The following is a 12,627-nucleotide window of genomic DNA, read 5'->3' as shown; positions in this document are numbered from 1 at the left end:
TTAAATTCTAAAAAATATTCAATAGCATTTATTAAGAAAAAAACAACAAAAACTATTCTTTTTTATTATTTTTATCTTTGTTATATAGCATTTTTACTAGGAAAACTAATGCAATAATTATTAATACTTTGATGATAATGCTAAGTATGCCATGAATACCGAAATGAGGCCCAAACAACATTGGAAAATCAAAATAATTCCTTGCATGCGGGTGAGCTGGGGGCATATGAAACATTCTGTCAAATGCCGGAGAACATGAACTCAATAAAAAAAGTGATAATATAGAAGAAATTATAAAAGTAAGTTTTTTTAACATAGTAGTTATCCATTGTTTTATTTGCTTTATTAGACGAAAAATTATAATAAAAGTTCCCAATAAATATTTATTTTTCATAAAAAAGTTGTATTATTATAATCAATATAAATAGGAAATAATTATGGAAATATTAGATTTAGAAAGAGCCGAATACGAATTAAACAAAGCATACAAATCAAACCCTACTCCTTGGGCTGAACATTCAAGATATGTTGCCAAAGCTGCAAGGATAATAGCTTCTGAATACAATAAAAAATCAACAGATAAAAAATTAGATGAAGACAATTCCTACATATTCGGACTTTTACATGATATAGGAAGATACACTGGTATAAGTGCAGAAAGGCATTTAATAGACGGATACAAATACTGCATTAATTACGGTTGGGAGAAAATGGCTCAAATATGCATAACTCATGCTTTTATGATACAAGATGTAAATACTGCAATAGGAAAATTTGATATGCCTGAAGAAGATTTCAACTTCATAAAAAATTTCGTTGCCAATGCTGTATATGATGATTATGATTTACTTATTCAATTATGCGACAGTCTTGCTTTGCCTTCTGGATTTTGTTTGCTCGAAAAAAGATTTATAGATGTTGCTTTAAGATACGGAACATTTCCGCAGAGTGCCTTGAGGTGGAAAAGGGTATTTGAAATAAAAGCGTATTTTGAAAGTGTTATAGGTACTTCAATTTACAATTTACTTCCGAACATAAAAGACAATATTTCATGATCTTTTTAATTGTATATTTTTTTCTTCAAAATAAAGTGATATCGCATTTTTTATTTCTTTCAAGGCTTCTTCTTCTGTTGCTCCAAAAGAACTTATATTATCTAATTCTTCTGATAAAGCTATATAGCCCTCATCTTCTTCACTGTAAAAAATTTTAATACTATATTTCATATCATTCCTCCAAATTATATTTATTAACTAAATATAAAAATTGTTTAACTTGATAAGGTTTTACCTCTCCATTGACATTTTGAATATTAATTAACTCAGAAATACCAATTCTTGAATATATACCTAAACAACTATATTTTGTCATAAATAATTTTTTTGAATTTTAAATATCTGCAGGGCTTTGCCCCGCACCCCAGTTCTTTTGCGACCGTAGGGAGTGCCTGTGGTATTGGCACAAAGAACCAAAAAGCCTACATTTTTAGTCTAAATTTAGGTTATATCCTATATTTAATAGGCATGTTTTTAATATAAAGTTCTAGCAATTGCGTTTTCGCTACTTTTTTGTGCGGCAAAAAGTAGATAATATATAAAGTGCATCAGTTGACAAAGTTAAAAATTTTTAGTATATTCTATGACTTCCTCTTTGTCTTTTACACACAAAACCAAAAGATTCTATAATATTACAAAAATAAGAATATTTAATATTTTTATTATTATTTGTAAGTTTATTAATAATTTCTTTTTTATCCATAATTTAATTATAAAATTATTTAATATAAAATCAACCGTTTTCCTAGTTTCCGCCTACTCGCCTAGCTAACGCACTCCCTACGGTCGGCACCTTCCCGCACGCAACGCTCACCCTTACAGCAAGTACAATGTAAGTGCGGCTGATTACCCACTACTCGCCGTAGGGGCATTCCGCACCGTATATCTTAACCTTATGGCTAGTAAAATGTAGGTGCGGTTTATTATCCAATATTAAACAAAAAAACTTAATCAAAAATAAACTTCTTTATTCCATATTTTGTTAAATCTTCATCTGTGACAAAAACTACACTATACCTAGCTCTAGTAATAGCTACATATAATCTAGCCTTATATTCTGAATTATTTAATTTTTCTTTTTTTAGAAACTTAATAATTTCATCAGTAGTAAAAATCATAACTCTGTCATATTCCAATCCTTTCACAGCTCCAAAATTCATAACTGGATATTTTATATTTATTATTTTATTAGCAGATGATTTACTATTTCTTAATTGTATTATATTATTTGGATATAATTCTAAGTATTTATCTACTTCCTTAGTTTTAATAGAATAAATTCCTTCATGTTCATCTGAATGTATAGAGCAAGATTGTACAATATCATAACTTGGATATAGTTGAGATGCAAAATAACATATTTCTTTATTATTTCTATAAGATTTATTTAAAGTAACAGTATCTATTTGACAATTATTTATACATTTATTTTTTATAAAATTATATATATTACTACTTACATAACTGTCATTTTCTTTACGAGAATTTTGTCTACGAGTATTAGTTATATATACTCTTTGTCGTAAATCACCAACCATATATATATTAATATAACTATTAAATAATAACTCAATTAGATTTAAATCATGCCCTGATATATCTTGAACTTCATCTATAAAAATAGTATCAAAAATGTTTTCTAATCTATTAATTATTTTGTTTTTGGATATAGTATTACATTCAATAATAAATTCAGATAATGATATAGAATATATTTTATTAGTTTTTGTAAAATAGTGCTCTTTTTTATATTTATTAGTATTAAATGCTGGGTGTTTTTTATCATAATATTGTATAAAATCCAACCCTGTAACATCATTGACATCACTAAAAAAACACGTTATATATGGTTTTACTCCATGATTTATTAAAAATGAAAACCAAGTTTGAATTTTTATATTTTTAGGTATAGTACCATTAATTTCAAGAATCTTTTTTTTTATACTTATTTCGTTATTATCTGTATATGTTGTAATTAATATATTCTGATTTTTTAATTTTAATGCTTCATTTATTATATAAGTAGTCTTTCCACAACCTGCAGCGGCAAGCAATAACTTATTCACACTCATTTACAGCCTCTTTTATATACTCTGGATATTCTATTGCATCGTGGTATTCAAATATTTTTAAAGCACATTCTACTTTATTATTTAACATATAATCTAATAATGAAATATTATTTTTACAATTTGTTTTAAAAATTTTATTAAATAAATCTATATTGTTATATTTTAATAAATTTGGTTCTAGTGTATTAATATTATTAATAATATTTTTATTATTTTTATTATTTTTATTATCAGATATTTTTATATCTAAATCATCAAAAGTATTTTCTTTTTTTTCGTAACATATTTTTATATTATTATTATTTTTATATTCTTTATATTTATTCTCTAATTGTTTTACATTTCCATCATTATCAGTAACTACTATCACTTTATTATTTAATTTTTCTGATAATTCTAAATATCTTAAAAAAGATGTTCCAACAGATATTACATCTATCTCATCTTCTATAGGTAGTTTTCCATATTTATCTTTATATGCCCTTTGAAAAATTAATTCATCACTAGCACCTTCTACTAGCACTGTTTTCTTTGACAATACTAATCTCAATGTATCATATCCAGAAACTTTTTCAAAAAAATTAAATGTCTTTTCTTTTAAATCAGTGAAATGAATACTATTTTCATAATTTATCATTATTATATTTTTTAATAACATTTTATTTGCTACAAAACTACTATGTGTAGTTATAATAATCTGTTTATTTTTATTAGACACATTACTTATATTATATTTAATCTTGTCTAATAAACTATTTAATTTAGAATGTGATAAATGACTCTCTGGTTCTTCTAATAAAATTAAGCTAGCATCTTGTGCTTTATTATCTAATAATGCCAAATTAGTTTTTATATAACATTGTTCTCCTTTACCTATATATTGAAATGGTATATCATCAATATATGTAAGAAGTGTATTTTGCCAATCATTATGTAATAAATCTACTGACAATTTTAATTCTTTCTCAGAAATATTATATTTATCTTGAAATATTCTATCATTTATATTTTTTATATTTTTATCATTAGAAAATGTATATTTCATTTCTCTATGGGCATTAAGAATTTGTATTTTTTCTTCATTACTTATAGATTTTTCTATTATATATGATAAATAAATATCAGAACCATTCTTTGATTTATTAATAGATGAATCTATTAAAACGGATTTAATTGGAATTTTTTTACGAGTTAAATGATTTCTAGCAAAAGATTTAGTTTCTATTTTATAAAATTCTATAGGTAATACCTCTAATTCATTGTTATTGCAACTATATGAATCACAAAACTCTTTATATTCTTCCTGATAGTCTTCATTAAATAATATTTTAAACTGTATACCACATTCATCAACTGATTTCATATTATTGTTTCCACGCATTTCTTTAAATTCATTATCTTCATCTTTTCCAACTTCAAAATATAATTCTATAATAATTTCTGGTAACTCCTTATAATTAGAACTTTTATTAGAATAATAGTTTTTTACAGCTTTCTTATTAAATATATATGGATTGATTTCATTTTTTAAATATTTTCCATCTAAAACACCTGTTAAAGCCAAATATATAGCCTCTAACAAAGTTGATTTTCCAGCTTCATTATTACCTACTATTATATTTATATCTTCATTTAAATTTAATTCAAAATCCTCGAAACATTTAAAATTTTTAATTTTCACTGTTTTAATATACATATATTTTCCTTAAAATTAATAATTAATCATAACACTTATTTATAAAAATTACACAATTTATAGTTCATATTACTAGCTTTCTATAATCTTTCTTTCTTCCTCTGATATATTATAAATAGAATAAACGGTTTTATCAATAAAAGAATTAATATACAAATAATTTAATCATATAGCAATAATTTACTGATTAAGTCTAAGCAAATCTATTTGTTCTACATTCATAGGCGATTGATTATAAATATAATTGCATTCTTTACATAAAGGTACTATATATGTCGTATCATGAGAATAATTAGGATAAACATGAGCTCCAACCTCAGCATCGTTATTACAAGCTAAATTAGAGCACTTTTGAAATTTTCTTTCTTTTTTATCTTCCCAATATTCTTTCCAAGTATTATAACCACTTGGTGGATTTTCATTTGAAGTTCCTATTTTATTATATACTGTAATCATCATAACTCCTTTGTAATTTATATAAATTATAATAATGTAATAATTTTATTTAAACCTCTTATAGTTCCTTTTATTCCCCCTCTATAATTCTCACTTCCTCATCGCTCAAATTATATAACTTGTACACTAAAGCATCAATCTGCTTGTCAACAGCATTGATTTGCCTGCTAACCATAGTAACAGCATTAGGATTTTTCTCAACGGCTAACTTTTTGTTTAACGCAATGATACTGTCAACTAAAGCAACCATTTTGTCATGCATTTCCTTGTCTTGTTTATTGTTTAAATCTAAATTAGGAAACTTAAAAGGAGATATAAATTCAGGAGTTAATCTATAAGCATTGCCCCTCAAAGCTGTACTAGTATTTGATACAAAAAACCAAAATATTTTTGAATTTAAAATAGCATAAAAATACATTTCATTAAGATTATTAATTTTTTCATTAAATATTATGCTATGTATACTTGGACCATGATAAAAACAACCTTCAAAATCATAACTAATTCTTAAACTTACCAACATATCTGGTATCATAATCTTTTTTCTTTCATAATAGTTAATGCTTCTTAAAGCAGAATATTTATAATAATCATTATCATTCATTTTGATTTTTCTAGTTAACAAAACTGATTTATATTTATTTAGATATTTATATGTTAATGGATATTTTGTTTTTAATTCTTTAATATCTATTAATGACATATTATTATCATCTTTATTTTTTACATATGGTAATAATAAATATTTAGCTGCTTTTAAATCCTGATATCTTCTTATAGATTCACCATAAAGAAAAGGAACTAATAAATCTTTTTCTAATTCTTCTTTTTCTTCTGAAATATTAGATTTTACTATACAAGTATTTTGATTTTCTTCTAAAATATCAAACAAATAAATATTATCATTACCTGTAGAAGAACCTTTAAATATTTTGTATGTTATTTCTGAAAACAATAATTCTTGATTATCAATCTTACTTAAGATACCTTGAACATCTGAATTATTAAAATTCCAAGAATTAGTATTTAAAATAGAATAATCAAATTTATCATACTCTATATTAGATAAATTTGTATAATCATCATTTAAATTAAATTGTTTATATAAAATATTATTTTTTTCTTTTTTAGATAAAAATAGCAAACAAGTATATGTTGTAGCATTACTAAAAATTTGATTTGTAGTAAAATTGACTATAGTATCAACTGCATTATTATTATATAAATATTTTCTTATTTTTTCTCCGCTTTCTGATTGAAAAAATTTATGAGGTAAAATATATCCTAATTTACCATAATTATTTAACATAGAAAAAGCTTTATATAAGAAAATAATATATAAATCATAATTTCCTTTTACATAATCTATATAAATATTATTATAATAATTAACAGTTTCCTTGTTAGTATCTGAAAGCGTTTGCATTCTTACATACGGCGGATTGCCTATCACCACATCGAAACCGCCCGCTTTAAAAACGCTTTTAAACTCATCTTCCCAATCAAAACAATTTATTTTATATTGCGTCTCCTCGTCAAAATCAAGCACCGACTGGCTCTCGTAAAAACCATTACCTACTACGAGCTGTAGCACCTTCCCGCACGGCAATGCAACCCCTTACGGACAGACCTCTGTACGTGCGGCTGAATACTTTTTAATATTTAATTATTACTAGACATTATAAAATCAATAAAACTTTTACCAAAATCTGTTATTTTCATAATTTCAAATGGTCTAGTATCATATCTATTTATACCATCATCATATAGCAAACATTTATATGTTAAATTCTGCAAATAAAAAATATATTGTTCATTAGATAATTGAGTAAATTTATCTCTAATTTTAGAATGTATATAATTTCTATCAGGTTCTATATTTTTATAAAATAAATAAAATTCATTTAAAATAGCTATTTCTACCTCTGAAGTTTTAGATATTATATCAAGAAATGTATTTAATAATTCAATATCTAATGAATCTTCCTTATAAACTTGATTAACGAGAATATCTCTAAATATTTTCATTTTATATTCAGATTTATTTTTTACAACATTTTGAAATACTAAATCCATAGAATACAAAAAATCTTCTTTTACTTCTATATTATCAGCTGAAATATTTAATTCTTGCAACCTTTCTATAAATAGCTCAATAAAATCTTCTAATTGTTTTTTCTTCAATCTATCATTTAAATTCAAAAAGTATAATAAAATATCCCCATAAGGTAATTTTGATAGCAAAATCTTTGCAATATCACTCCATACAATTTTACTTACATCTTTTTTATTATGTTCCATAATCTATTAAATCCTTTTTATATTATTTCAGCTATTAAGTTAAACAAATTATTTTTATCAGACTCCATTTTATAAAATTTCACAGTATCATCTTTAACTAAACTTTTTATTAATTTAATATCATCATCACTTGCATTCATACCAAAATAAATAGCTTTAATAGGTAAATAAATATATTCCTCTTTAGTATAAGCAATAATCCTATATTCCTTTTCATATTTCCAATTTTTATGCTTTAAATAAAATAATGATATAAAATAACTTTCTAAATTTAATGCATAATTATCAAACATATGTTTATACTCACCTAATATAACATTATTAGTATATCTAACTTTTTTCAAAATCATATTATCATATTCATTAATATTGCTAATATCATAAGCTACACAAATTCCTTTATGTTCATTTGCATAATGACTCCACATAAGAAAATTATTATATTCACTACTTAAAGAGTATATCTTAATATCATTTGTATATTTTTCTATAGCTTCAAAAGCTTCTTTATTCAATTTTATTAAAGGGTCTGCAGGATCATTAAAATAATTAAAATTACTTAATCTAATATTATTAATTTTATTATTATTATTTGATATTAGTTTTAATAAATTAATATCTATTTTTTTGTATTTGTATAATAAGTTATTATCAATAATGTAATTATTATTTTTTACTTTAAAATCTTCTGTTAATATTATTTTAAACAATTCATCAAACATATTTTTAAATTCTTCATTACTGTTTTCATAAATTATCATAATGATATCAAACAATAATATTGTAGATGAATTATCCATCTTTAAACCTTCTAAAAAATCATTATATCCATCTTGAAAATTATTAAGAAAACATTTATATAATCCTCTATGATAATAACATAAACAATCTATTTGATTATTATTAATTTTATTCATAAAATACGTTTCTATCATTTCTAAAGCTTTTTTATAATTTTTTTTCAAAAAATATATAAGAGATTTATCATAATATGATTTAGAATACCCCTTACTAATTGCTAAATCATAATATTTTAAAGCTTTTCTATATAATTTTTTTTTATAGTATAAATTACCTTTTAAATCATAAGCTTCAGCTAAATTAGATAGTAAATCGATTGCTTTATTACAATATTTATTAGCCTTATTAATTTTATATATAGATGAATATTCTGCACCAATTTTACAATATATCTTATATAACAAATTGTTATCATTAATATTATTAGCTTCAAAAATATTAAGAGCTTGAAAAAAATCTTTTAATGCCTTTTTAAATTTATAGTGAAATGAATAAAATTTTCCTCTTTCAAATAATGCTCTAATATAAAATTTTTTATAAACAATATCAGACTTATCATCTATAGAATCAAAATATTCTAAATATTTATTAAAATACTGTAAAGCTTCAGAATAATTTTCATAATTATCAAGGGCTTTATCCAAATTTTCATTAAAAATAATCATAATTATTCACTTTCAATAACTCTAATCTCCTCATCAGTCAAATTGTATAATGAATACACAATCTTATCAATAGCCTTGTCCACCGCCTGAATACGCGTGTTAAGCATTTCAATAGTGTTAGGGTTCTTCTCGGAAGAAAGTTTTTTGTTTAAATCAATGATGTTGTCAACGAGATTAACTAATTTATCATGAATTTCCTTGTCTTCCTTATTATCCAAATCTAACTCTTTTATAGGAAAAGAACCTATAAAATTTGGAGTAAATACAGAAAACCAACCTCTAAAAACTGTGCCTGTATTAGCTACATAATAATAAAATAATTTACTATTAATTATAGCTAATATATAATAAGGATTATATGCTACATTTTCTTTAAAAGAAATACTATATAATTTTGTATTATGATATGTAAAATCATTATCCCAGATAGCCTGTGATTTATTAGCCATATAAGGAATTGAAATCTTTTTACACTCAAATTCATTTAAATTCTGTGTTCTTCCATATTGCCACCATGTATTTTTAAATTTTTCATGTTCTCTGCTTTCCAATTCTTTTTTATTCTCTTTTAAATATTCCCAAGCCTTTGGAAATTGAGATTTTATTTCATTTTCTGTATACAAAACTGCATTACCATTAACAAGTTTATAAGGGAATATAACCCATTTACTTGGTATAATAGTTTCATATCTTTTGGCATCTTTACCCAATAAAAACGGTTTTATAATTTCTCTTTCTATCTCAATTTCTTTATCTAATGACTTAGAATAAGTTTTTACAACTCCGTTAATTTCTTCTCCTCCATGCAAAATATAAATATCATCTGCACTAGTTTGAATTCCTACAAATATTTTTCTAGTCAAATCCTCTAATTTTACAGGCATAGATTTTAATTTATTTAATATATTGAGTATATCTTCACTATGGAAATTCCATTTTTCTTCATTAGTTAATGAAATTGGAAGCTGTACAAATTTTGCATTTTTCAATGCTTCTTCTATATCTTCATCTTTATAAAATCTAAACAATTCAAAATTATCTCTTTCGCTTCCGCTTAAAAATAATAAACATGTATATGTAGTAGCATTATCAAATATTTGATTTGCTCCAAAATATACAACTTTTTTCAAAGCCTTTTTATTGGCTATAATATTTCTTAAATTTTCTCCCATATCTCCTTCAAAAAATTTATGAGGTAAAATATATCCCATTTCACCTGTAGACTTTAATAATTGGAGAGCTTTTTCAACAAAACATAAATAAATATCTATATTACCGCTGCTTGCACTTTTATAATTTTGTTTCAATGTTTCAACAGATAACGGACTTGATTCCATCATAGTTTGAATTTTTACATAAGGAGGGTTTCCAATTACTACATCAAATCCCCCTGCTCTCATTATATCCCTAAACTTAGAATTCCAATCGAAACAGTTAATTTTATATAAAGTGTCATCGTCCAAATCAAGATGGCTCTCGTAAAAATCATTGCCTATTAAACTATTACCGCATTTGATATTGTCCTCCAATGACGGTAAAGCCCGCTCATTAAATAAATCCTGATTGTTCTGTATTGACGCCGGACTCTCCCCCTCTAAACATTTCATAAGTAATGATAATTTCGTTACCTCCACCGCATTGCTGTCTATGTCCACACCAAATATATTGTTGCGTAATATCTGCTTCTTTATCCAAATTGTTAAATCCCCATTCTCTTTTATTACATCTTCTTTTGAACCCTTAAACTTTGCCATGTCCTTTATCTTGTTGTAATATTCAATATGATAATTAAGTAAATATTTATACGCCCCAAGTAAAAAACTTCCGCTGCCGCAAGCTGGATCCAATATTTTTATATTGGCTATCTCCTCAGGCTTCTTCCCCTTTATAGCCTCCCCAACTGTATTCGCTACTATATAATCAACTATATACTCAGGTGTATAATAAACTCCTCCTGCCTTACGCACCTCTGGTTTTAATTCTATCTTCGCACTATGATTCTTCCCTATAGTGATTGTCTTTCCCAAAAACTGCTCATAAGCATTCCCTATTATCTCAACCGATATAACAGAAAACTCATAAGGACTCAAAGGATAATAAAGCTCATTAATAATCTCTTTTATTACTTTATTATCAATCTCAATACTGCTGCTAATACTGTCTTTAGAAAAATCAAACAGCCCAGAATTATACCTGCCGTCAGCATGTTCAAAAATTTTTAAAAGATTACTGTAAAAATTATCCCCCTTATTTTCGCAAGTCCTTTTTAAATCACCATACTCCTCAATACCTCTGTCTTCAGCCGCCCTCAAAAATATAATCCTGTCAATAATCTGCTGAACCGCATAATTCAAATCGCGTACAGATAAATTTTTATTAAGCTTCGCAATATTAGATGCAAGCTTAGTCCTCAAATTATCAAGCGAATTAAGAAAATCAATATCAACACTTTCAGTACCTTTTTTGTTTGAAGTACCTGCAATATATTTTTCAAGCGAACCCTGTTCAATCCTCTCTTTATTAAGTATCTCATAAAGAAAATCAAATCTATTAAGATAATCTTCAAAATGAATATACTCAATTCTAGCAGTAGAAGCCTTATCATTAACATTTGGCTTTCTAGTGCAGTCATAAACGGCAAGCTCCTCAAAATCAGTGAGGAAACTTATACCAAGCTTGGCACTCCAACCATACCTCCTAAGCTGAAAAGCAGGCAAACTGTCCTCTTTAAGATTAACACCGGGCTTTTTCGCCTCCACAAAGAAAACCCTATTTCCCCCAATACGAAATGCATAATCAGGAGCTTTAGTTTCCTTTCCCACTTTTACTTTATCCTCATGAATTACATCACGATAAGTTTGTGATTTACCCGCCCTATTAGATACGTCCCAACCGAACGCCTCAAAGAACGGATCCAAAAAATCCCTTCTAGTTTCCGTTTCATTATAATTTTTATTTGTATACTGATCCTTGTTATTCCTAAACTTAATAACTAACTCTTCAACTTTTTTATAAACTTCTTCTTTACTATACATAATGTACCCCCATTACTTTTAATAATTTTATTTTTGTAACGTTCAAATATAAAAAATAAACTTTAAACGCAATACTCTCATTAAACTATAAAATAAATATACACTTTTATATAGTATACAAAATTTTACTTAAATATTCAATGAAAGATACCATTTTTTATATTACAATCTTTGAAAAATATAATTTATAGAAATTACTGCCTATTGCCTTTAATAATATAAAATACCACCATTATAACTTTATACAGCAATACACCCAAACCGCACATTTTGCAACTAAATATAAGTAGAAAAATCAACCCCAACATCAAACAACTACGAGCTGTAGCACCACCCCGCACGGTAACGCTCCCCTTACAGACAGTCAACTATACGTGCGGTTTATTATCCAATATTAAACAAAAAGAAAATAACTAAAAAGCTAACCCCAAAATATAAAAACGCCCTCACAAACAGAAACTACCCCAGAAATAATTTTTTTGAAATTTACCTTATTACCCACTCCCTGACCGAGCGTAGCGAGGAAATACAGAAAAGCAGAAAAAG

9 protein-coding genes and 1 pseudogene are annotated in these 12,627 nt (G+C 25.4%); 1 reads left to right on the top strand and 9 read right to left on the bottom strand.

Translation table 11 applies throughout. The annotated features are described in order from the left end of the window. Nucleotides 1–52: 52 nt before the first annotated feature. Nucleotides 53–316 (bottom strand): hypothetical protein, encoded by a 264-nt coding sequence (locus R4K56_RS06360; RefSeq protein WP_297297251.1) that lies wholly within the window; start codon nucleotides 314–316, stop codon nucleotides 53–55. Nucleotides 317–437: 121 nt separating this feature from the next. On the opposite strand from R4K56_RS06360, the gene R4K56_RS06355 reads away from it, so the two are divergent. Further along, nucleotides 438–1,055: an HD domain-containing protein gene (locus tag R4K56_RS06355; RefSeq protein ID WP_335772185.1), complete on the top strand. Its 618-nt coding sequence runs from the start codon at nucleotides 438–440 to the stop codon at nucleotides 1,053–1,055. On the opposite strand, the gene R4K56_RS06350 is transcribed toward R4K56_RS06355, so the two are convergent. The 8 genes and pseudogenes from R4K56_RS06350 to R4K56_RS06315 form a co-directional block, all read right to left on the bottom strand. Further along, complete coding sequence (locus R4K56_RS06350; RefSeq protein ID WP_335772186.1) at nucleotides 1,050–1,226, bottom strand: type II toxin-antitoxin system HicB family antitoxin; 177 nt, start codon at nucleotides 1,224–1,226, stop codon at nucleotides 1,050–1,052. The two genes, R4K56_RS06355 and R4K56_RS06350, sit on opposite strands and share 6 nt — an antisense overlap. A gap of 776 nt (nucleotides 1,227–2,002) precedes the next feature. Continuing rightward, nucleotides 2,003–3,127: a UvrD-helicase domain-containing protein gene (locus R4K56_RS06345; RefSeq protein ID WP_157145161.1), complete on the bottom strand. Its 1,125-nt coding sequence runs from the start codon at nucleotides 3,125–3,127 to the stop codon at nucleotides 2,003–2,005. Beyond that, entirely contained in the window at nucleotides 3,114–4,823 is a 1,710-nt protein-coding gene (locus tag R4K56_RS06340) for an ATP-dependent nuclease (protein WP_335772187.1), read from the bottom strand. The genes R4K56_RS06345 and R4K56_RS06340 overlap by 14 nt, the downstream gene beginning before the upstream one ends. Nucleotides 4,824–5,003: 180 nt before the next feature. After that, on the bottom strand, nucleotides 5,004–5,282 hold the full coding sequence (locus R4K56_RS06335) for a hypothetical protein (RefSeq protein ID WP_335772188.1): 279 nt from the start codon (nucleotides 5,280–5,282) through the stop codon (nucleotides 5,004–5,006). A gap of 67 nt (nucleotides 5,283–5,349) precedes the next feature. Beyond that, nucleotides 5,350–6,855: pseudogene (locus tag R4K56_RS06330) on the bottom strand (Eco57I restriction-modification methylase domain-containing protein); the annotation flags it as partial. Between the two features lie 86 nt (nucleotides 6,856–6,941). Then, nucleotides 6,942–7,580, bottom strand: a complete 639-nt coding sequence (locus R4K56_RS06325) for a hypothetical protein (RefSeq protein WP_335772190.1) — start codon at nucleotides 7,578–7,580, stop codon at nucleotides 6,942–6,944. A 17-nt stretch (nucleotides 7,581–7,597) separates the two neighbouring features. After that, nucleotides 7,598–9,046 (bottom strand): DUF2971 domain-containing protein, encoded by a 1,449-nt coding sequence (locus tag R4K56_RS06320; RefSeq protein WP_047117226.1) that lies wholly within the window; start codon nucleotides 9,044–9,046, stop codon nucleotides 7,598–7,600. Nucleotides 9,047–9,048: 2 nt separating this feature from the next. After that, nucleotides 9,049–12,081 (bottom strand): Eco57I restriction-modification methylase domain-containing protein, encoded by a 3,033-nt coding sequence (locus R4K56_RS06315; RefSeq protein WP_335772191.1) that lies wholly within the window; start codon nucleotides 12,079–12,081, stop codon nucleotides 9,049–9,051. Nucleotides 12,082–12,627: the final 546 nt, after the last annotated feature.

Source organism: Brachyspira pulli (genome assembly GCF_036997785.1).
GTDB classification, from domain to species: domain Bacteria; phylum Spirochaetota; class Brachyspiria; order Brachyspirales; family Brachyspiraceae; genus Brachyspira; species Brachyspira pulli.
This window is presented reverse-complemented; position numbering and strand designations above follow the sequence as displayed.

What these genes read in the sequence shown, in the direction of transcription:
- R4K56_RS06360 (WP_297297251.1), bottom strand. Translation starts at nt 316, where the DNA reads ATGTTAAAAAAACTTACTTTTATAATTTCTTCTATATTATCACTTTTT.
- R4K56_RS06355 (WP_335772185.1), top strand. Translation starts at nt 438, where the DNA reads ATGGAAATATTAGATTTAGAAAGAGCCGAATACGAATTAAACAAAGCA.
- R4K56_RS06350 (WP_335772186.1), bottom strand. Translation starts at nt 1,226, where the DNA reads ATGAAATATAGTATTAAAATTTTTTACAGTGAAGAAGATGAGGGCTAT.
- R4K56_RS06345 (WP_157145161.1), bottom strand. Translation starts at nt 3,127, where the DNA reads ATGAGTGTGAATAAGTTATTGCTTGCCGCTGCAGGTTGTGGAAAGACT.
- R4K56_RS06340 (WP_335772187.1), bottom strand. Translation starts at nt 4,823, where the DNA reads ATGTATATTAAAACAGTGAAAATTAAAAATTTTAAATGTTTCGAGGAT.
- R4K56_RS06335 (WP_335772188.1), bottom strand. Translation starts at nt 5,282, where the DNA reads ATGATGATTACAGTATATAATAAAATAGGAACTTCAAATGAAAATCCA.
- R4K56_RS06325 (WP_335772190.1), bottom strand. Translation starts at nt 7,580, where the DNA reads ATGGAACATAATAAAAAAGATGTAAGTAAAATTGTATGGAGTGATATT.
- R4K56_RS06320 (WP_047117226.1), bottom strand. Translation starts at nt 9,046, where the DNA reads ATGATTATTTTTAATGAAAATTTGGATAAAGCCCTTGATAATTATGAA.
- R4K56_RS06315 (WP_335772191.1), bottom strand. Translation starts at nt 12,081, where the DNA reads ATGTATAGTAAAGAAGAAGTTTATAAAAAAGTTGAAGAGTTAGTTATT.